The organism is Microbacterium kribbense (genome assembly GCF_039537285.1).
GTDB classification, from domain to species: Bacteria; Actinomycetota; Actinomycetes; order Actinomycetales; family Microbacteriaceae; genus Microbacterium; species Microbacterium kribbense.
In genome coordinates this window covers 117,858-138,554 of the sequence record NZ_BAABAF010000001.1, presented here as the reverse complement: position 1 = coordinate 138,554, position 20,697 = coordinate 117,858, and the positions used below count along the sequence as shown (strand labels likewise).

At 70.3% G+C, this 20,697-nt stretch carries 17 protein-coding genes and 2 pseudogenes; 10 read left to right on the top strand and 9 right to left on the bottom strand.

What is annotated here, in order from left to right; genetic code table 11:
* Positions 1-180 precede the first annotated feature (180 nt).
* Positions 181-1,452, bottom strand: coding sequence for a phosphoribosylamine--glycine ligase (gene purD, locus ABD705_RS00550; protein ID WP_344779448.1), 1,272 nt, complete (start codon positions 1,450-1,452; stop codon positions 181-183).
* A 209-nt stretch (positions 1,453-1,661) separates the two neighbouring features.
* Here purD and ABD705_RS00545 point away from each other — a divergent pair, with 209 nt between their 5' ends.
* Positions 1,662-2,015 carry a sterol carrier family protein gene (locus ABD705_RS00545; protein ID WP_344779446.1) on the top strand — a complete coding sequence of 118 codons (354 nt, stop codon included), beginning with the start codon at positions 1,662-1,664 and terminating at the stop codon, positions 2,013-2,015.
* A 39-nt stretch (positions 2,016-2,054) separates the two neighbouring features.
* Positions 2,055-2,435, top strand: a complete 381-nt coding sequence (locus ABD705_RS00540) for a potassium transporter Trk (protein ID WP_344779444.1) — start codon at positions 2,055-2,057, stop codon at positions 2,433-2,435.
* Between the two features lie 27 nt (positions 2,436-2,462).
* Here the strand turns inward: ABD705_RS00540 and ABD705_RS00535 are convergent, their stop codons facing one another.
* On the bottom strand, positions 2,463-3,074 hold the full coding sequence (locus ABD705_RS00535; RefSeq protein WP_344779442.1) for a zinc-binding alcohol dehydrogenase: 612 nt from the start codon (positions 3,072-3,074) through the stop codon (positions 2,463-2,465).
* A gap of 69 nt (positions 3,075-3,143) precedes the next feature.
* Here ABD705_RS00535 and purM point away from each other — a divergent pair, with 69 nt between their 5' ends.
* Positions 3,144-4,265: a phosphoribosylformylglycinamidine cyclo-ligase gene (purM, locus tag ABD705_RS00530; RefSeq protein WP_344779440.1), complete on the top strand. Its 1,122-nt coding sequence runs from the start codon at positions 3,144-3,146 to the stop codon at positions 4,263-4,265.
* 6 nt (positions 4,266-4,271) lie between these two features.
* Complete coding sequence (purF, locus tag ABD705_RS00525; RefSeq protein ID WP_344779438.1) at positions 4,272-5,732, top strand: amidophosphoribosyltransferase; 1,461 nt, start codon at positions 4,272-4,274, stop codon at positions 5,730-5,732.
* Between the two features lie 60 nt (positions 5,733-5,792).
* On the opposite strand, the gene ABD705_RS00520 is transcribed toward purF, so the two are convergent.
* Entirely contained in the window at positions 5,793-5,999 is a 207-nt protein-coding gene (locus ABD705_RS00520; protein ID WP_344779436.1) for a DUF3073 domain-containing protein, read from the bottom strand.
* A 164-nt stretch (positions 6,000-6,163) separates the two neighbouring features.
* Here ABD705_RS00520 and ABD705_RS00515 point away from each other — a divergent pair, with 164 nt between their 5' ends.
* Positions 6,164-6,688, top strand: a complete 525-nt coding sequence (locus ABD705_RS00515) for a universal stress protein (protein ID WP_344779434.1) — start codon at positions 6,164-6,166, stop codon at positions 6,686-6,688.
* A 429-nt stretch (positions 6,689-7,117) separates the two neighbouring features.
* On the opposite strand, the gene ABD705_RS00510 is transcribed toward ABD705_RS00515, so the two are convergent.
* Positions 7,118-7,723: a PadR family transcriptional regulator gene (locus ABD705_RS00510; RefSeq protein WP_344779432.1), complete on the bottom strand. Its 606-nt coding sequence runs from the start codon at positions 7,721-7,723 to the stop codon at positions 7,118-7,120.
* On the bottom strand, positions 7,723-8,568 hold the full coding sequence (locus ABD705_RS00505) for a DUF4097 family beta strand repeat-containing protein (RefSeq protein ID WP_344779430.1): 846 nt from the start codon (positions 8,566-8,568) through the stop codon (positions 7,723-7,725). Before ABD705_RS00505 ends, ABD705_RS00510 begins: the two co-directional genes overlap by 1 nt.
* Before the next feature lie 155 nt (positions 8,569-8,723).
* On the opposite strand from ABD705_RS00505, the pseudogene ABD705_RS00500 reads away from it, so the two are divergent.
* The 3 genes and pseudogenes from ABD705_RS00500 to ABD705_RS00490 all read left to right on the top strand — a co-directional run bounded on the left by ABD705_RS00500 (position 8,724) and on the right by ABD705_RS00490 (position 11,019).
* A pseudogene (locus ABD705_RS00500) lies at positions 8,724-9,477 on the top strand (MerR family transcriptional regulator).
* 34 nt (positions 9,478-9,511) lie between these two features.
* Positions 9,512-9,748, top strand: a complete 237-nt coding sequence (locus tag ABD705_RS00495; RefSeq protein ID WP_344779428.1) for a putative acetyltransferase — start codon at positions 9,512-9,514, stop codon at positions 9,746-9,748.
* A gap of 95 nt (positions 9,749-9,843) precedes the next feature.
* Positions 9,844-11,019: a MalY/PatB family protein gene (locus ABD705_RS00490; protein ID WP_344779426.1), complete on the top strand. Its 1,176-nt coding sequence runs from the start codon at positions 9,844-9,846 to the stop codon at positions 11,017-11,019.
* 397 nt (positions 11,020-11,416) lie between these two features.
* On the opposite strand, the gene ABD705_RS00485 is transcribed toward ABD705_RS00490, so the two are convergent.
* A complete protein-coding gene (locus tag ABD705_RS00485; protein ID WP_344779424.1) occupies positions 11,417-12,679 on the bottom strand; it encodes a CynX/NimT family MFS transporter in 1,263 nt (420 codons plus the stop codon).
* Between the two features lie 112 nt (positions 12,680-12,791).
* Positions 12,792-12,956: a hypothetical protein gene (locus ABD705_RS00480; protein ID WP_344779422.1), complete on the bottom strand. Its 165-nt coding sequence runs from the start codon at positions 12,954-12,956 to the stop codon at positions 12,792-12,794.
* A gap of 265 nt (positions 12,957-13,221) precedes the next feature.
* Here ABD705_RS00480 and ABD705_RS00475 point away from each other — a divergent pair, with 265 nt between their 5' ends.
* Positions 13,222-16,410 (top strand): efflux RND transporter permease subunit, encoded by a 3,189-nt coding sequence (locus tag ABD705_RS00475; RefSeq protein ID WP_344779420.1) that lies wholly within the window; start codon positions 13,222-13,224, stop codon positions 16,408-16,410.
* A gap of 122 nt (positions 16,411-16,532) precedes the next feature.
* Here ABD705_RS00475 and ABD705_RS16045 read toward each other — a convergent pair.
* A pseudogene (locus tag ABD705_RS16045) lies at positions 16,533-17,093 on the bottom strand (DUF998 domain-containing protein); the annotation flags it as partial.
* 369 nt (positions 17,094-17,462) lie between these two features.
* Between ABD705_RS16045 and ABD705_RS00465 the strand changes: the two are divergent.
* Positions 17,463-19,460, top strand: a complete 1,998-nt coding sequence (locus tag ABD705_RS00465) for a DEAD/DEAH box helicase (protein ID WP_344779416.1) — start codon at positions 17,463-17,465, stop codon at positions 19,458-19,460.
* Between the two features lie 122 nt (positions 19,461-19,582).
* Here the strand turns inward: ABD705_RS00465 and ABD705_RS00460 are convergent, their stop codons facing one another.
* Entirely contained in the window at positions 19,583-20,692 is a 1,110-nt protein-coding gene (locus tag ABD705_RS00460; protein WP_344779414.1) for an Rv2578c family radical SAM protein, read from the bottom strand.
* Between the last annotated feature and the right edge of the window lie 5 nt (positions 20,693-20,697).

Sequence of the window (20,697 nt, the reverse complement as noted above, 5' to 3'; positions counted from 1 at the left end):
CCTCGGCATCCCCCGCCCTCGGCATCGATTCCCGGTTCATGCGTCCTCGATCCGACCGTCCCCGCCTCTGATTCGTGACTTGCCACAAATGGTGAGTGTTTGCCGGGCGATTCCCACCACTTGTGGCAAGTCAGTGCCGCGCGCGGCCGCGCCGGCCCGACGGGCCGGAGACTCTCGGGCTCAGCCCTCGACGACGCGGGCCGCGATGTCGGTGCGGTACTGGCCGCCCTCCAAATCGATCGCGGCGATCGCCTGGTACGCGCGCCCGGTCGATTCGGCGAAAGTGCTGCCCAGCGCGACGACGTTCAGCACCCGCCCGCCGGTCGCCACCAGTCCCGCCTCGGTGCGCCCGGTGGCGGCGTGCGCCAGGTGCACGCCGGTCACGGCGGCGGCGGCATCCAATCCGGTCAGCGGCCGCCCGGTGACCGCCGCCGCCGGGTACCCCTCGCTGGCCAGCACGACGCTCACGGCGGTCGCATCGGCGAAGGCGGGCCGCGGGCAGTCCTCCAGGTGGCCGGATGCCGCAGCCAGCAGCAGCGCGCTGAGCGGGTCGACCAGCCGGGGCAGCACGACCTGCGTCTCGGGGTCGCCGAAGCGGGCGTTGAACTCGATGACCTTGACGCCGTCGTCGGTCAGCACGAGGCCGGCGTACAGCAGCCCGATGAACGGGGTGCCCTCGGCATCCAGCTGCCGGATCACCGGCTCGGCGACCGTGCGGGTGACCAGGTCGGTGAACGCGTCTTCGCCGCCGAAGCGCTCGAGCAGCCATGGCAGCGGCGAATAGGCGCCCATGCCGCCGGTGTTCGGGCCCTCGTCGCCGTCGCGCAGCCGCTTGTAGTCCTGCGCGGGGCTCAGCGGCAGCACGTGATCGCCGTCGCTGAGGAAGAACAGCGACACCTCCGGCCCCGACAGGAACTCCTCGACGAGCACGGGCGCGGCACCCAGGTACGACGCGGCGTGGGCGAGGGCGGCGTCCCGGTCGGCGGTGACGATCACGCCCTTGCCGGCGGCCAGCCCATCCGCCTTGACGACATAGGGGGCGCCGAACTCGTCGAGCGCGGCGGCGACTTCGGCCCAGGTGTGCGCATGCACGGCGCGGCCGGTGGGCACGCCGGCGGCCTGCATCACGCGCTTGGCGAACGTCTTCGAACCCTCCAGCTGCGCCGCCGCCCTGCCCGGGCCGAAGGTAGGGATGCCGCGCTCACGCAGTTCGTCGGCGACACCGGCGACCAGGGGAGCCTCGGGTCCGATCACGACCAGGTCGATGTTCGCGTCGTTGGCGTACGCCGTCACGGCCGCCGGGTCGTTCGGATCCAGCGCGACGACGGTCGCGTCCTGCGCGATGCCGGCGTTGCCGGGGGCGGCGAAGATCTCGTGCTCGGCCGGCTCCATGCGCAGCGCGAGGACGATGGCGTGCTCGCGCGCGCCCGAGCCGAGGACCAGGATTCTCACACCGCCAGCCTATCTGCGGGCCCCCACAGGAGGGATGCCGAGAATCGAGCTCGGCGAGCTCGGCGATGTCGCCGATGCCGGTCAGCCGGGCGCGAACCCCGGCGATGAACGTCCCGGTCCTCTGCCCGGATGGTCGCGGGTCGCGCCTCCGCGGGATCATCCGAGCCGCCGGGCCCGCACCGGAGCCTGCGCCGGGGTAGCGTGGGCGCATGGCCCGCACTATCTCCACGGAGGACGGCAGAACCGCGATCGCCGGGGTGAACAGTGGCGATCCCGAGCGCACGGATCTCGCGACCGCCGTGCGCTATCTGCTGCAGCTGCTGGCCGAGAAGGCACCCGGGCACACGGTCGAGGTGCGGGTGCCGCCGTTCGGCGCGGTGCAGGTCATCGAGGGCCCCCGGCACACCCGCGGCACACCCCCGAACGTCGTCGAGACCGACCCGATGACGTGGATCTCGCTCGCGCTCGGCAGGCAGCAGTGGCAGGATGCCGCCGGCGACGGCCGCATCCTCGTCTCAGGGGTGCGCGCCGACATCTCGGATCTGCTGCCGCTGCGCCCCTGATCGGACGCTTGTGCCACGGCGCAGTGAGACAATAGAGGCATGGTCGACGAGCGGGACACCCCCGAGCAGGTGGATGCTGCGGCCGCGCCCACGCAGCGGGTGCGGGAGCGCGTCGAAGCGGGCACCGTGCGGCGCGCCCCGAAGATCTCGGTCTTCCTCGTGCTGGGCGCGGCGATCGGTGTGATCGCCGCGCTGATCCTCACCTTCGCGTTCGGCGAAGTGGACGCGTCGGGTGCCGAGACCAGCATCATCGGCGTGGTGTCGTACACGAAGGCGCAGGTCTTCGGCTTCCTGCTGCTGATCTGCATCCCCGCCGGTGTCGCCCTCGGCGGTGTCGCCGTGATCATCCTCGACGCGACCACGCGCCGCCATCGCCGGCAGGTGCAGGTGCAGCGCGAAACGGTCTCTGCGGTCGACTGATCGCACCGGCGTCCGGCTCGGCGCGCGTCAGGCCAGTTCGGCGATGATCGGATGGATCGCGGCGTCGAACGCCGCGACATCCTGGCGCAGTCCGTCGGTGACCGCGACCGTCAGCGCGCCGATCCACCACACGCCGCGCTGGGTCAACGGCAGCACCTGCACGTTCAGCTCGAACGAGTGCGCGCGCCGGCCCACCTGCCGCTCGTGCTCGGCGATCGCCGACGCATAGCCGCGGTAGGACGTGCCCGGCTTGGCCGTGGCGACCCGCGCGTAGCGCGCCTGCATCGACTGCGACAGGGCCAGCGCCTCGGACGCGTGCGGCGCGATCGCCCGACGCAGCTCGTCGAAGCCCTCCACCGGCAGGGCGATCAGCGACGCGAAGTCGTCGATCAGTTCCAGCGGCACCGGCGACGGGTGCGCGGTCGGCTCGACCGTGAGGTCCCAGTACGTGCTCCACTGGCTCTCCAGCGTGTCCTGCGCCTCCGCGCTGCGGTCGTTGACCCGCAGCGGGATGCCGCGCAGGTGCGGCAGCTCGTCCGGAGAGCGCACGCCGATCAGCTGTCGCAGGCACAGGGCCAGCAGAACGGGGTGACTCGCGTCCTCGCGAATCACCCACTCCGGGCTCCCGGCGCTGTGCATGCCGCCATTGTAGGACGCGGCACGTCACGCCGGGCATCTGCACAGGGTTCGTCCCAGTACGCTTAGGGTGTGGCCGAACCCTCCCACGCGAACCCCTATGCACAGGCCGGAGTCGACACTGCCGCGGGTGATCTCGCGGTCGAGTTGATGAAGTCGGCCGTTCGGCGCACCCACGGCCCCGAGGTGCAGGGCGGGGTGGGCGGATTCGCCGGCCTGTTCGACGCCTCGGCGCTGCGCGGCTACGCGAAGCCGCTGCTGGCCACCAGCACCGACGGCGTGGGCACCAAGGTCGCCATCGCGCAGGCGCTCGACAAGCACGACACGATCGGGCAGGACCTGGTCGGCATGGTCGTGGACGACATCGTCGTGGTCGGCGCCACGCCGCTGTTCATGACCGACTACATCGCCTGCGGCAAGGTCGTCCCCGAGCGCATCGCCGACATCGTCGGCGGCATCGCCCGCGGCTGCGCGGACACCGGCACGGCGCTGATCGGCGGCGAGACCGCCGAGCACCCGGGCCTGCTCGGCGTCGACGACTACGACGTGGCGGGGGCCGCCACCGGCGTCGTCGAGGCGGCCCGCGCGCTCGGCGCCGCGAACGTGCGACCGGGCGACGCGGTGCTGGCGCTGGCCTCGTCGGGCCTGCACTCGAACGGCTACTCGCTGGTGCGGCACATCCTCACCGGCGCCGGCATCTCGTACGCCCAGCATTCCGCCGACCTCGGCACCAGCTGGGGCGAGGCGCTGCTGGAGCCCACCCGGCTCTACACCCGGCCCCTGCTCGAGGTCATCGGCGGCCTGGACGGCGGCATCCACGCCCTGAGCCACATCACCGGCGGCGGCATCGCCGCCAACCTGGCCCGGGTGCTGCCGCAGGGCTCGTGGGTCGACGTCGACCGCGCCACCTGGTCGCCGGCTCCGGTGTTCCGGGTGCTGGCCGACCTCGGAGGCTTGAACCTGACATCCACCGAGGGCACCTGGAACCTGGGCATCGGCTTTCTCGCCGTCGTCGCGGCGGCAGCGGCGCAGGATGCGGCATCCCGCCTGACTGCGGCCGGCATCGCCACGTGGCAGGTCGGCGTCGTGTCGGGCGGCGCGCGGCCGGACGGCGAATTCGAATCGGGCGCCAAGGGCGTGGACGGCGGGGCCGTGCGCCTGGTCGGCGCCTATGCAGAAGATGGAGCGAAGTAACAGCAGATGTGCGGCATCGTCGGCATGGTCGGGCGTGGCCCGGTAAGTCAGGACATCTACGACTCGCTGCTGCTGCTGCAGCACCGCGGGCAGGACTCGACCGGCATCGCCACGGCGGAATCCAACGGCGTGTTCCACCTGCACAAGGCGCAGGGCATGGTGCGCGAGGGGTTCCGCACCCGCGACATGCGCGCACTGCTGGGCGAGATCGGGCTCGGGCACGTGCGGTATGCGACCAAGGGACTGGCCTCCAGCGAAGAGGAGGCCCAGCCGTTCTATGTGAACGCGCCGTACGGCATCGTGCTGGTGCACAACGGAAACCTGACCAACACGCGCGAGCTCACCGACGAGCTGTTCCACAAGGACCGCCGGCACCTGAACACCTCCAGCGACACCGAGCTGCTCGTGAACGTGCTGGCCAACGAGCTCCAGTCCACGATCTCGGGCCTGGAGCTCGGGCCGGACGAGGTGTTCCAGGCGGTCGCCCGGGTGCACGAGCGCGTCGAAGGCTCCTATGCGGCGATCGCGCTGATCGCCGGCTACGGTCTGCTCGCCTTCCGCGACCCGTTCGGCATCCGTCCACTCATCCTGGGCACGCGCGCGGCCGAGGGCGGCGGCTACGAGTGGCTGGTCGCCTCCGAGTCGCTGGTGATGGAGAACGCGGGCTTCGAGATCGTGCGGGATGTCATGCCCGGCGAGGCGGTGTTCATCGACATCGACGGCAGGCTGCACACCAAGCAGTGCGCGCCGGACCCGCAGCTGGTGCCGTGCTCGTTCGAATACGTGTATCTGGCCCGGCCCGACTCGGTGATGAACGGCATCTCGGTGTACGAGGCGCGGCTGCGGATGGGTGAGCGGCTGGCCGACACCATCGCCGCGCACACCCCACCCGGGTCGATCGACGTCGTGATGCCGATCCCGGAGTCATCCCGGCCCGCCGCGATGCAGGTGGCCCGCAAGCTGGGTCTGGAGTACCGCGAGGGCTTCTACAAGAACCGCTACATCGGCCGCACCTTCATCATGCCGGGGCAGGCGGTGCGCAAGAAGAGCGTGCGGCAGAAGCTGAACGCGATGTCGAGCGAGTTCAAGGGCAAGAACGTGCTGCTCATCGACGACTCGATCGTGCGCGGCACCACGAGCAAGCAGATCATCCAGATGGCGCGGGATGCCGGTGCCCTGTCGGTCACGTTCGCCTCGGCCGCTCCCCCGGTGCGCTACCCCCACGTGTACGGCATCAACATGCCGTCACGGCACGAGCTCGTCGCGCATGGCCGCACGATTCCCGAGATCGCCGCCGAACTGGGCTGCGATCGGCTCGTCTACCAGGAGGTGGACGACCTCAAGGCCGCGATCCTGGAGGGCAGCGACATCCAGGACCTGGATATGAGCTGCTTCGACGGGCGCTACGTCACCGGGACGGTGACCGAGGAATACCTGGACTGGGTCGAGGCCGCTCAGGAGTCCTGAGTCTGCAGTCGTGTGCGGTCGGCGCGCTGACCGGGGGGCGCCGCGACGGGCGCAGTTCGGCTAGGCCTTCTCGTGCTGATAAGACTCTTCGCTCTCGTCGTCGGAGTCGTCGGCGTCGTACTTGTCCGCCCACTTGTCGACGAGGTCATCGTTCTCACCCGGGTGACCGAGCTCACGCTCCAGCGCGCCGAAGTTCACGCTGTAGGTGTCGTACTTGAGTTCACGGGCGATTTTCGTGTGTTTCGCCTTCTGACGGCCACGCCCCATGCGAGACCCCCTTATGTTTCAAGTGGCGGGAGCTGCGTCCCGACGTGTTCGCGAAGTCCGGTTTCACACCGGCAAGAGTAGCATTCAGGATAGCACGCGGGGGATTGAACAAGCCGGTCGCGGTGTGTTCAGCTTGCTGTGCATCTCGTGAACGAGGGGGATATATGTCTGACGCGGCATCCGAGCCCGCGACCGCGCCCGATCATACCGGCGCGGTCATCGTGGGGGTCGTTCCGGGTGAGCCGGCGCGCGTCGTGCGAGAGGCCGCGCGGTTCGCCAAAGCGCTGGCCGTGCCGCTGATCGTGGCCAACGTCGACGTGACCCGATTCGTCGCCTACGAAGACCCCGCCGGCGCGGTGCAGACCTCGCCGATCGACCTCAGCGTGGCCGGTCGTGAAGAAGAGGTCGCCCAGATCCGCCGCGAGGTCGCCGCCGCGCTGGAGGGGTGCGGCGTGGCCTGGTCGCTGCAGCAGTTCGTCGGCGATCCGGCCATGGCCATCAAGCGGCTCGCCGAGGAGGTCGACGCATGCATGATCGTGATCGGCACCCGCAAGCGCGGACTCGGCGAGTCGATCCGGGAGTTCTTCACCGGATCGGTCGCCGTCCGTCTCGCGCACCGGCAGCCGCGCCCCGTGCTGGTGGTGCCGATCGGGCACCTTGCCGCCGACGACGAAGACCTGGGCTGGTAGGCGCGCCGGATGCCGTGGTGCCGGGATGGCGGTGCCGGATGCCGGGGTGCCGGGATGGCGGTGCCGGATGCCGGGGTGCCGGGCGCGGCCGAGAACGCGCGAACTGCGCGGTTGCGGGCCGGAGGGCGCAGTTTGCGCGTTCTCGACGGGGTCGGATGCCGGGATGCCGGGTGACGGGATGCCAGGATGCGGGATGGCGGTGCCGGAGGCCGGATGCCGTGGTGCCGGGCGCCGGGTGCCGGGGTGCCGGGATGCCGGGCGCGGCCGAAAACGCGCGAACTGCGCGGTTGCGGGCCGGAGGGCGCAGTTTGCGCGTTCTCGGCGGGGTCGGCGGCACGAGTCCGCGGCCGACCCCGGCACCGCCCCCGCCTCCGTGGCGGCAGTCGACCCCGCGATCCGCGGCCGATCTGCCCGGTGCCCTCGAGGCCCCTACCGGCGCAGACTCGCTGCGACCGCGTGGGCTGCGTCATCCAGCGCGCGGCCGAGGTCGTCGACGATGGATGCCGCCAGCTCGCCGCCACGCGCGACATGCGTACGCAGATCGGCGCGCACCTGGGCGCGGAACGCGTTGACCGCGGCATCCGCCCGTTGCAGCTGCTCCCGGCTGCGCACACGGGCATCGTCCTCGCGCGGCGTCGCGGTCGGCGTCGTCGCCTGGTGCGACGCGGCGGCGAGGTCGGCGCGCAGGCTCTTCATCGCCGCGCGCACGCTGCCGCGCACCTCGTCGGCGATCAGCCGCACCGAGTCAGCCAGACCCGCCTCGATGCCCGACATGTCGGCGGCACGCGCGCCGACCTCGGCTCGCCCGGCATCCGTGATCGCGTACACGGTCTTGCGGCCATCCACGGTCTTGGTGACCAGGCCTTCTTCTTCGAGCTTGGCCAGCCGCGGATACACCGTGCCGGCGCTGGGGGTATAGGTGCCGCCGGTGCGATCGGACAGCGCCTGCATCAGGTCGTAGCCGTGCCGGGGCTGGTCATCGAGCAGGTTCAGCAGGTACAGGCGCAGGTCGCCGTGCGAGAAGACGGGGGTCATCACCACTCCTCATCGTCGGCGGCGACCGGCACCGGGCGGCGCAGCACCGTCAGGTCCCCCGAGACCGAGTTCACCCGCACGTCGGCGAAGCTGCCCGAGAGCTCACCGGTCGAGCCGGTGTAGTTCGTGGTGGGGCCGGTGCCACGGCCCGACCAGGTGGTGCCGTCGATCTGCACGCGTCCGCTCACCGATCTCGCGACGTAGTTCGCCGCGAGACCGTCGTCCAGTCGCACGGTGCTGTTGCCGCTGACCGTGTTCAGCGCGATCTGGTGCACGTCGCCCGTCGAGTCCACCAGCATCCCGCCCGAGACGGTGTCGATGCTCGCCCTGCGGATGCTGCCGGTCGCGAAGACGTCGCCCGAGACGCTGTTGGCCGTCAGACTGCCGACCAGGTCGCGGATCTGCACGTCGCCGGAGACCGCGTTGACGGCGATGTCGCCGGTCAGCGAATCGACGATGATGTCACCCGAGACGGTGTTCAGCTTCGCGTCGTGGCGGATGCCGGTCACCAGTGCGCTGGCGCTGACCACGCCGAGGTTCAGCGCGACGTCGCGGGGGACCGCCACGCTGATCTCGGCCTTCGCGCCGCCCGATCCGAAGTTGCGGAACACGTCGAGGAAGTTGTCCCACCGCAGCTGCGGGTGGTCGATCTCGACGACGTCGTCGGTGACCTCGACGCGCAGATCTTTGACGGTCACCGAGTGGACCTCGATGCGCGCGCCGGGCTCGTCGTGCGCGACGACGTCGATCTGGCCGCCGATCAGGGCGACCTTGAGCTTGCGCACGTCCTCGATGTCGATCACGCGCGTCTCGCCCGGGTGGATGAGCCACTTTTCAAGGGTCATGGGATGCTCCTGGTAGAGAGGGGAACTCGCGATGTATCGCGATTGCTCCACTCTAACACGATATATCGCGATCTCACCAGATCCTTGGGACACAAGCACGCTTGACATTGACGCAGCGTCAAGCAGTACCGTCGGGGCAGAAAGGAGGGCGCGCGATGGATTGGTCGATTCACGAGCTGGCCACGTTCGCCGGCACCACCAGCCGGACGCTGCGCCACTATGACGCGATCGGGCTGCTGGCCCCGACCCGCACCACGACGAGCGGGTACCGGCACTACGACCGGCACGCGCTCATCCGGCTGCAGCGCATCCTGCTGCTGCGCGAGCTCGGACTCGCTCTGCCGCAGATCGCCGAAGTGCTCGATCGCACGACCGACGAGGTTGACGCCCTCACGACGCACCTGGCGCTGCTGCGACAGGAGCAGGAGCGGCTCGCGCGCCAGATCGCCGCGGTGGCCGGCACCATCGCCGCGCTCAACGGAGAGGAGCAGCTCATGGCCGAGCAGATGTTCGACGGATTCGACCACACCGTATATCGGGAGGAGGTCGAGACCCGCTGGGGCCGGGACGCGTATGCCCGCAGCGACGCCTGGTGGCGCGGGATGGATGCCGATGCCCGGGCACAGTGGCAGCGGCGCAGCGCTGAATGCCGACTGGACGGATGCCGCCGCCCGCGGCGTCGCCGCCGACAGCGCCGAGGCGCAGGCACTCGCGCAGCGGCATGTGCAGTGGCTGGCCGCCATTCCGGGCACGCCGGCCGCCGCGCCCGATGGCGACACTCGCGGGTACGTCATCGGGCTGGGTGAGATGTATGTCGCCGACCCGCGGTTCGCCGCGAACTACGGCGGAGCACAGGGCGCCGAGCTGGTGCGCGACGCGCTGCGCGAATACGCGCGGGCGCACCTGTAGCCGCGCCGCGCCGGGGCGCGGCTAGGCTGGCACAGTGAGCGACCCGGTCCGATTCCTGCGCGAATGCGCGCTGGGCACCCGCGTCACGGTGCGCCGCCGCATCGACGACGGGTTCACCGACGCGCTCGGCTATCTGCGCGAGCTCAGCGACACGGCGTGTGTCGTCGAGACGCGGCGCGGCCTGGTCGAAGTGCCCCTGGATGCCGTCACCGCGGCGATCCGCGTGCCCGAGCCACCGCCGCGCCGGGCACCGCGGCACCCGATCGTCTGAACCCGATCGGGTCGCGGCATCCGATCACCTGCACGACCGGCGCCACGGCATCCGGTCGTCTGAACACCACTGGGCAGCACTTGACGGGAGCATGGATGACATCGGCAGCGGAACGTTTCGACCAGATCACGGTGGAGCAGCTGCGCCGGATCGGCGGTATGAAGTGGTCGCGCTTTCCCGAGGCGATCGGCGCCTTCGTCGCCGAGATGGACTTCGGCGTCGCGCCCGTGGTGCACGCGGCGATCCAGTCGGCCGTCGACGCCGGGCTGCACGGCTATCTGCCCACCGCGCACCAGGAGGCGATGCAGGCGGCCTGCGGCGCCTGGCAGCGCGAGCGCTACGGCTGGGAGGTGCCGTCCGAGTGGGTGCGCCCGCTCGGAGACGTGCTGCAGGGCATGCGTGCGGCCATCGAGATGTTCACCGAGCCGGGCAGCGCCATCGTGGTGCCGACCCCGGCGTACATGCCGTTCCTCACCCTGCCGGCGATGACCGGTCGCGAGGTGATGCAGGTCCCGATGCGCTCGGGTGACGACGGGTGGTCGCTCGATCTGGACGGCATCGACCGCGCGTTCGCGGCCGGCGGCGGGATGCTGGTGTTCTGCAATCCGCACAACCCGATCGGCAAGGTCTACAGCCGCGCTGAGATGTCCGCCGTCGCCGAGATCGTGCAGCGTCACGGCGCCCGCGTGTTCGCAGATGAGATCCACGCCCCGCTGGTCTTTGCCGGCGCTGCGCACGTCCCGTATGCGGCGGTGTCGGCGGTCACGGCGGGCCACACCATCACCGCGACCTCCGCATCGAAGGCCTGGAACCTGCCGGGGCTGAAGTGCGCGCAGGTGATCTTGTCGAATGAGCAGGATGCCGCCACCTGGACCGGGCAGTTCAAGGGCTTCTACACCGAGCACGGTGCAGGCAACCTCGGCGTGATCGCCAACACTGCGGCCTACTCTGCCGGCGGCGACTGGCTCGGCGAGATCGTCGACTATCTGGAGGGCAACCGCCGGCTGTTCGGTGAGCTGGTGGCCGAGCACCTGCCCGGTGTGCGCTGCGCGCTGCCGGAGGGCACCTACCTCGCGTGGCTCGACTGCCGCTCGCTGGGGCTGGGCGATCGCCCGGCGGAGTTCTTCCAGGAGCAGGCGCAGGTCGTGTGCACCGACGGCGCCGAGTGCGGCGACGTCGGCGCGGGGCACCTCCGGTTCAACTTCGCGACCCCGCGCCCGATCCTGTGCGAGGCCGTAGGGCGGATGGGCCGCGCCCTCGCCGCCCGCTGACCGGACGTACGCGGGGCACGCCGCCGCGTACGTCGGGCAGAGCGCCGGTGCGGTGCGCCGCAGCGCGCGGGCAGAGGGTGCCCGCAACCGCGCGGGCAGAGGGTGCCCGCAGCGCGCGGGCCGGGTGCGCGCAGCGCGCGGGCCGGGGTGCCGAGAACGCGCGAACTGCGCCCTGGGGCGGCGTGGCGCGCAGGTTGCGCGTTTTCGGCAGGGTGCCCGCAGCGCGCGGGCAGGGTGCACTGCAACGCGCGAGCAGGGTGCGCCGAGAATGCACAAACTGCGCAGGGGAGGGGTATGGCGCGCAGGTTGCGCGTTTTCGGCAGGGGTCAGGGTGCGGGGTGGATGCCTCCGCCCAGCCGGGCGCGACCCGCGAGGTCGCGCCCGGCACCGCGACGGCTCAGCGCGCCGGCTCGCCGACGAAGCGCGGGCGCCCCGCGAAGATGCCGGTGATGAAGATGCCCACGGTGACGGCCAGCAGCACGAACAGGGGAAGATCCCATGAACCGGACGTGTCGTGCAGCACGCCGATCATCACCGGACCGAGCGCGGCCAGCAGGTAGCCGACCGACTGGGCCATGCCCGACAGGGAGGCCGCACGGTGGTGGTGGCGCGTGCGCAGGCCGAACAGCGACAGCGCGATCGTGATCGACGCGCCGCCCGAGATGCCCAGCAGCACGATCCACAGCACGGCTGACGAGGGCCACAGCAGCTGTCCGCCGATCCCCGAGAACGCGAACACCGCGGCGACCGCCGCCAGTGTGGACTGGCTCCGCAGCCGATGCAGCAGCGCCGCCGCTGACAGGCTGCCGACGATGCCCAGCGACTGGAAGAGGAATTGGTGCCAGCCGGCGGCGGTGGCATCCAGCCCCTGATGCTGCTCGATCGTGGGCCACCACGTGATCACGGTGTAGTAGATGGTCGACTGCAGGCCGAGATAGAGCGTCACGAACCAGGCCAGCGGCGAGCCCCACATCGCCTGCGCGGGCATGACCGGCGCATCGCTCTGTGCGACGGCGCCGGCATTCGCGGCCAGCGCGGACGCGGTGTGCCGGCGGCGCAGCTGCGGCAGGAACACGGCGAAGCCGATCAGGGCCAGCGCCGCCCAGATGCCGATCGAGACCCGCCAGCCGGCATCCGTCATTCCGGCGATCGGCACGGCCAGGCCCGCCGCGAGCGCGGCCACGCCGCTCTGCAAGGCGGCATAGATGCCCGTCATCGCGCCGATGCGCTCAGGGTATTCGCGTTTGATCAGCGCCGGCAGCAGCACGTTCAGCATCGCGATCGCGACGCCCAGCAGCGCTGTGCCCACCCAGATCGCCCCGGGCACCGGTGCCGATCGGGTGATGATGGCCACCGCCAGCACGAGCAGCGACCCGCCCAGCGCCCACTCCAGGCCGACCTTGCGGGCGACCGCGGGCGCGACCGGCGAGATCAGCGCAAACCCGATCAGGGGCAGCGCGATCAGAAAGGATGCCGCCGCCCCGCCGATTCCGAGATCGGTGCGGATCTCGCCCAGCACCGGGCCCACCGAGGTGATGCCGGCGCGCAGATTCACCGCCAGCAGCAGCACTCCGGCCAGTATCAGGCCGCCGCGGACCGCCGCGTCCCGGGGTGGCGAGCCGTGCGCGTGCGGGGGGACGGGCGCGCGGGAGGGGGGCATGGATGTCAGGCTATGCCCCGGTCAGCCGGGGCAACGAATCCGCCGATGGGCCCGACCGCAAAACCAGCGAGGAGTCCGGCCGAACCGGCCGGACCCCTCGCGCACGGATGCGTCAGGCTCTGTTGCGACCGCCGATCACCCGGAGCAGGAAGGCGATCAGCGCGATCACCGCCACGATCAGCGCGACCCACAGGAGCCAGTGCAGCGCAGCGTTCAGGCCGCTGAAGATCGCGACGATGATCGCTATCACGAGAATGATGATCAGGCCGATGTTCATGGACGTTCTCCCTTTCTACAGCTGTGGTGCGGTACCGCGGCATCGCGGAATGCTCCACGCTGGCACACATGAAACGTCGCGGCAAGCACCGCCCCGGCGCGTCTGTGTCACTACCGCACACCCCGCCCGACCCCGCTCCGAGCCGTGGCACGGCCCCTGTCCTGCCTCTGGCTCGGGAGCACCGTCCCGGCGCAACCACAACGGGCACATGGAATACTGACGTGGATACGCTCTCGTATCCAGTGCCGCATCCCGAAGGTCCTCTGTGTCACACCTTGCCGTCCTCAGCCTGCGCAACCGTGCGCTGATCGCCCTCATCACGATCGTGGCCGCCGTCTTCGGGTCGCTGGCGCTGGTGAACCTCAAGCAGGAGCTGATCCCTTCGATCGAGTTCCCGCAGCTGGTCATCGTCTCCAACTACCCCGGCGCCTCGCCCGAGGTCGTCGCGAACGACGTGTCGACGCCCGTCGAGACGGCCATCCAGGGGGTGCCGGGCCTGGAGAAGACCAGCGCCACCAGCACCACGAACGCGTCGATCATCCAGGCATCCTTCACCTACGGCACCAACCTGTCCGCCGCCGAGCAGAAGATCAGCCTGGCGATCAACCGCATCAAGGCGAACCTGCCGTCCGGCGTCGACCCCAACGTCATCTCGGCGTCGATCGACGACTTCCCGGTCATCCAGCTCGCCGTCACCGGATACTCCGACGAGCAGACCACGCAGGCGCGACTGCAGTCGGTCGTCGTGCCGGAGCTGCAGGACCTGACCGGTGTCAATGCCGCCCAGATCGTCGGCGGCCGCGGGCAGCGCGTGACGATCACCCCCGACGCCGCAAAGCTCGCGAAGGCCGGGTTCACGACCCAGGCCATCAAGGACGCCCTCGGGCAGAACGGGATGCTGTTCCCTGGCGGCGCCATCACGCAGGGCGACCAGACCCTCACGGTGCAGACCGGCTCGAAGCTGACCTCGGTCGACGAGATCGCGGGTCTGCCCCTGGTGCCGACCACTCCGCAGCAGGCTGCCGCGGGCACCACGTCGCTGGCCGATGTCGCCACCGTGAAGCTTCAGCAGGACCCGGTCACCACGATCTCGCGGGTGGACGGCAAGCCGGCCCTGACCCTGGCGGTCACCAAGCTGCCGTCGGCGAACACTGTCGACGTGTCCACGGCCGTGCGTGGCGCGCTGCCCGACCTGCAGAAGAAGCTGGACGGCGCCACCTTCACCGTCGTGTTCGATCAGGCCCCCTACATCCAGCAGTCCATCGATGCGCTCGCGCAGGAGGGCCTGCTCGGACTGCTGTTCGCCGTCATCGTGATCCTGATCTTCCTGCTGTCGGTGCGCTCGACGCTGGTCACGGCGATCTCGATCCCGACCAGCGTGCTGATCACATTCATCGGCATCCAGGCGTTCGGCTACTCGCTGAACATCCTCACGCTGGGTGCGCTGACCATCGCGATCGGACGCGTGGTGGATGACTCGATCGTGGTGATCGAGAACATCAAGCGGCATTATGTCGACGGCGCCGACAAGATCGCCGCGATCACGCGCGCCGTGCGCGAGGTGGCGATGGCGGTGTCGGCATCCACCCTCACGACCGTCGCGGTGTTCCTGCCGATCGCGTTCGTGGGCGACATGACCGGCGAGCTGTTCCGCCCGTTCGCCCTGACCATCACGATCGCGATGGTCGCCTCGCTCCTGGTGGCACTGACCATCGTGCCGGTGCTCGCCTACTGGTTCCTGCGGCCGGGCACGCAGCTGCGGGATGCCGCCGGCAACGCCGTCGACCCGGAGTCGCCGGACGCCCCGCCCTCGCGCCTGCAGCGCGGCTACCTGCCGATCCTGCACTGGACGCTGAAGCACTCCTGGGTCACCGTGATCCTCGCGATCCTGGTGCTGGGCGGCACCGGCGCGATCGCCCCGCACCTGAAGACCAACTTCCTCGGCGACTCGGGGCAGAACACCTTCACGATGACGCAGGACCTCGGGCCGGCGGCATCCCTGGGCGCCGAAGACACCGCCGCGAAGAAGGTCGAGACGGCGCTGGCGAAGGTCAACGGCATCGCGACGATGCAGGTCTCGATCGGCTCGAGCGGGTCGGCGCTGCGCGATGCGTTCTCGGGCGGCGGCAGCGGCGTGACCTACTCGATGACCACCGACCCGGATGGCGACCAGCAGCAGATCCAGACCGACGTGCAGCGCGCCGTGGCGGACCTGAAGGATGTCGGCACCCTGACGATCACGAGCGCGACCGGCGGGTTCGGCTCCAGCGACGTCGAGATCGACGTCACCGCGCCGGACGGACCGACCCTGCAGACCGCGACCGATGCCGTCGTGCACGCGGTGTCGGGCAAGGACGGCATCGGTCAGGTCACGACCAACCTGTCGGCCTCGCTGCCGTACATCTCGGTGGCGGTCGACCGCGGCAAGGCCGCGGCGCTCGGCCTCAGCGAGGTGTCGGTGGGCGCGCTCGTCTCGAACACCATGCGGCCGGCCTCGATCGGCACGATCGAGATGGACGCGACGACCCTGACGGTGTATCTGGCCGCCCCCGAGGCACCGGATTCGGTCGCGGCGCTGAAGGCGATGGCCGTGCCGTCGGCGACCGGCCCGGTGCGGCTGGACTCGGTGGCCACCGTGACACAGACGACGGGCCCGACATCCATCACCAGCCAGCGCGGCGTGCGGACCGCCACGGTGACGGTCACGCCGTCCACCGACAACCTCACCGCGGCGTCAGCCACGATCAGCGACGCGCTCGCGCAGGCCGATCTGCCCGAGTCGGCGACCGCCTCGATCGGTGGTGTGCTCTCGCAGCAGGACACGGCATTCTCGCAGCTCGGCCTGGCGATGCTCGCGGCGATCCTCATCGTCTACATCGTCATGGTCGCGACGTTCAAGTCACTGCGTCAGCCGCTGCTGCTGCTGATCTCGGTGCCGTTCGCGGCGACCGGCGCCATCCTCCTGCAGCTGGCCACCGGCGTGCCGCTGGGGGTGGCATCCCTGATCGGCGTGCTGATGCTGATCGGCATCGTGGTCACCAACGCGATCGTGCTGGTCGACCTCATCAATCAGTACCGCGCCAAGGGTCTTTCGGCCCACGACGCGGTGATGGCCGGCGGTTCACGCCGGCTGCGGCCCATCCTGATGACGGCGCTGGCGACCATCTTCGCGCTGACGCCGATGGCGCTGGGTATCACGGGCCACGGCGGGTTCATCTCGCAGCCGCTGGCGATCGTGGTCATCGGCGGGCTGATCTCGTCGACGTTCCTGACGCTGCTGGTGCTGCCCACGCTGTACAACCTGGTCGAGGGAGCCCGCGAGCGCCGGGTCGCCAGGCACGCGCCGCGCGACGGTGTGAAGCCCGTGTTGGCCGGGGTGTCGGCGATGGCACCGGTGCAGCAGGCCGCGGCGGAGGGGTCCCGGCGTTCGCGGCGGTCGTCCGCCACGAACTGATCGGCGCCCGCTGCACAGCCTCCCGTGGCCCGCTCGTGTTCGAGGGTGCGGTGCAGCGCGCACGCGAACACGACAAGCCAGCCGAACATGACGCCGAAGGCGACCAGTTCCAGGGCCGCGAGCGTGAGCAAGCCGGTCATCATGGCGACGATCCCGACCACGAGCACGCCGGCGACAAGAGCGGTGGTGCGCAGCATCGTCGCGGAATAGTGGCGGCGGCGCAGCCCCACGACCAGCAAGGCGATCAGGAACGACAGCGTGATGCCCGACGCGGCGCGCTCGTGCCAGAACGTGTTGACGTTGACCGGGATCATCCCGACCACGCTCAAGTGCACGGCGGCGCTGCCGATCAGGATGCTGATGCTGCTGGATCGCTTCACGCCGCGCAGATCCTGCAGTGCGAACATGTCGCGACGCAGGCACAGTGCGAATGTCAGGACGAGTATGCCCGTGACGATCAGGGTGATGTTGAAGGTGCGGCCGGAGAAATCGCGCACGGTGCCCAGCTCGCTGAACGCCAGCTGCCACCAGGTGTGATCGGATGTGGTCGCGATCGAGATCGATGTGCCGAGTGATATCAGCACGATGACGGCGGCGGCCAGCGCCGGGGTGGACGGCCACGGCAGCACTCGCCCAGGCACACCGACAGCACTGACTTTGCCGGTCAGTGCGAGTGAAGTCATCGGGTTCCCCACCGATATCGGGGCGCCACACCCGCGCCGGTCCCCAGACCGACTCACGTGTGCCGCCGGATGCAGGTCTCCCTTGCCCCAGTACGACGATGATGCCGTCCAGGTAAGTGTATTCGCTCAAGTGGATGAATGTCGCCCTGCCTGGCCGGTCAGTTCCCAGCCAGGGCCGCTAGTCTGGTGCCGTCGGCTCTGGACACCGCGCTGAAAGCGGATGGGTCTGTGAGTCCAAGGGGCCGATGGTGAGTGTCGATCGACGCACATGTGATCACCAGAATGGCCCCCGGCCCACGACGTCCGGGTTGCTCGAGCGAGCCTGCTCGAGCGCTGTTCTCGTGCAAGAGAACCCAGAAGGACACCTCCATGCCCAAGAGCAAGAAGCCGGCCGGCGGCCGGCCCGCGAAGAACTTCGACCCGCGCTACGCGTCCAAGACCAAGCGACGCCCCGGTGAGTCATCCACCGGCAAGCCCGGCAGCAAGAGCCCCGGCCACCGCGGCTACCGCGCGGCCGAGAGCGAGTCCCCCGTCGGCAAGCGCCGCTGGAGCGCCGACGACCGTGCCGTCCGCGGCGCGTCGCACGCGACGCGTCCGGCCGGCGACGGTCGTCGTGACGAGCATCCCCCGTACCGCGATGGGCGCCCCGCCTATGGCGATCGGCGAGGGTCTTTCGGGGATGCCCGCGCCCGGGATGAGCGGCCGGCCCGCCGTGATGACCGGCCTTCGTATGGTGACCGTCCGGCCCGCCGTGATGACCGGCCTTCGTACGGTGACCGTCGCCCGTCGTATGGTGACCGTCCGGCCCGCCGTGATGACCGGCCTTCGTATGGCGACCGTCGTCCGCCCTACGGCGAAGATCGTCGTCGGGATGAGCGTCCCGCGCGACACAGCGACCGGCCCGCATACGGTGACCGTCCGGCCCGCCGCGATGATCGGCCTTCGTACGGTGATCGTCGTCCGTCGTATGGTGACCGTCCGGCCCGCCGGGACGACCGGCCGTCGTTCGGTGACCGTCCGTCGCACCGCCCGGCGCATCGCGACGACCACCGGTCGTCGGCGCCGGTGCATCGCGCATCCTTCCGCGCCGACGACAGTCGCACCAAGCCGGCGCACCACGAAGAGCAGGCCGATGTCGTCTATGAGCGGCTGCAGGCGCAGACCGTCCAGGCCGATGAGGGCTCGACCGCGTCGTTCTCCGACCTCGGCCTCGGCGAGAACATCGTGAACTGCCTGGCGGGCCTGGGCGCGCCGCACCCCTTCCCGATTCAGGCCGCCACCATCCCGGCGATCCTCGAGGGCAAGGATGTGCTGGCCCGGGGCCGCACCGGCTCGGGCAAGACGATCGCCTTCGGCGCTCCGCTGGTCGAGTCGATCCTGCGCTCGCAGGCCGGGCAGAAGCGCGAGTTCGGTCGCGCGCCGCGCGCGCTGATCCTCGCGCCGACGCGCGAGCTGGCGCTGCAGCTGGACCGCACCGTGCAGCCGATCGCGCGCAGCGTGGGCCTGTTCACCACCCAGATCTATGGCGGCGTGCCGCAGGCGCGTCAGGTCGGCGCGCTGAAGAAGGGCGTCGACATCATCATCGGCACCCCGGGGCGCATCGAAGACCTCATCGACCAGGGCAAGCTCGACCTGTCACAGGTGCGCATCGTCGTGCTCGACGAGGCCGACCACATGTCGGAGCTCGGATTCCTCGAGCCGATGCAGCGCATTCTGCGCCGGGTCGCCGACGGCGCCCAGAAGCTGCTGTTCTCGGCCACCCTCGACCGCGAGGTCGCAGCCTTGGTCGACGAGTTCCTCGTCGAGCCGGCCGTGTACGAGGTCGCCGGCGAAGATCAGGACTCCGGCACGATCGACCACCGGGTGCTCGTGATCGACCACCGCGACAAGGCCGAGATCCTCACTTCGCTGGTGGACCGTCCCGGCAAGACCCTGGTCTTCGCCCGGACCCGGGCGTACACCGAGATGCTGGCCGAGCAGTTCGAAGACGCCGGCATCCGTGCGGTCGCCCTGCACGGTGACCTGAACCAGGCCAAGCGCACGCGTAACCTGAAGCGGCTCACCGACGGCAAGGTGAGCGTGCTCGTGGCCACGGATGTCGCAGCCCGCGGCATCCACGTCGATGACATCGACCTGGTCATCCAGGCCGACGCGCCCGCCGATCACAAGACCTACCTGCACCGCTCGGGCCGCACCGGGCGCGCGGGTCGGGCCGGCACCGTCGTCACACTCGTGGCGCGGCAGCGCCGCCGCAAGATGACCGAGCTGCTGCAGAACGCCGAGATCCACGTGGCCTTCGACGACGCGCGCCCCGGCGACGATGTCATCGAAGAGCTGGCCGGCCGGCAAGTGGACCCGATCGCCTGACCGCGGTCGCGCGCCGCTCGCCGGCCGCCGGTGAGCGTCTCAGAAGCATGCCGGATCCTGCGTTTCACCGCCCCGGTGCCCTGGGCAGACGGATCCGGCATGCTTCTCACCCACAGCCGAGGTCAGAACAGGCGCTCCGCCGCGCCTGCGACCCGGCTGTTCCCGGATGCGGCGTCTCGATCGCGGCCGGCGGCTGCGCGCCCGCGCGAGGTGGTCACCACGGCTCGGCGGGCGGCGAGCCCCGGCACCGGCGTGCCGCGCGGCTCGTCCTCTTCGGCGTGGCCGTCCAGGCCGCGTATGCGCAGCAACGGCCGCACCCGACGGTTCAGCCAGGAGCGGTACTCCTTGGGCGCGTAAGCGGAGACCCCCGGGTACAGCCTGCGGTACGACGAGACGAGCTCGGGATGGGCCCGCTGCAGCCACTGCAGGAACCAGGCCTTCGCGCCCGGCCGCAGGTGCAGGGCGCCGAACACCACGCGCACCGCACCGGCGGCGCGGATCCGCGCCAGCGCGTCATCCAGGGCCGGAATCGAGTCGGTCAGGTGCGGCAGGGTCGGCATCAGGAACACCGTGACGTCGAATCCGGCCGCGGTGGCCGCGCGGACGGTGTCCAGCCGTGCGGCGGTGGCCGGTGTGCCCGGTTCGATCGAGCTCTGCAGCGCGTCGTCGAACATCGCGATCGACATCGCCAGCGAGACCCGCACGCGGGTCGCGGCATCGCGGAGCAGCGGCAGATCGCGGCGTAGCAGCGTGCCCTTGGTCAGGATCGAGAACGGAGTGCCCGAATCGGCCAGCGCGCCGATGATCTCGGGCATCAGCCGGTAGCGGCCCTCCGCGCGCTGATACGGATCGGTGTTGGTGCCGAGCATCACCGGCTCGCGCTGCCACGACGAGCGCGCGAGCTCACGGCGCAGCACCTCGGCCACGTTCACCTTGACCACGATCTGCGAGTCGAAGTCGTGCCCGGCATCCATCTCGAGGTACTCGTGCGTTCCACGGGCGAAGCAGTAGGAGCATGCATGAGAGCATCCGCGGTACGGGTTCACCGTCCAGTCGAACGGCATCGCGGATGCCCCGGGCACATGGTTGAGGGCGCTCTTGGCCATCACCTCGTGGAACGTGATGCCGGCGAACTCGGGTGTGGTCACCGAACGCACGAGAGAGTCCAGGCTCTCCATCCCGGGCAGTGCCGCGGCATCCGCCACACCGAGTTCCTGCCCCTGCCACCGCATCTCTC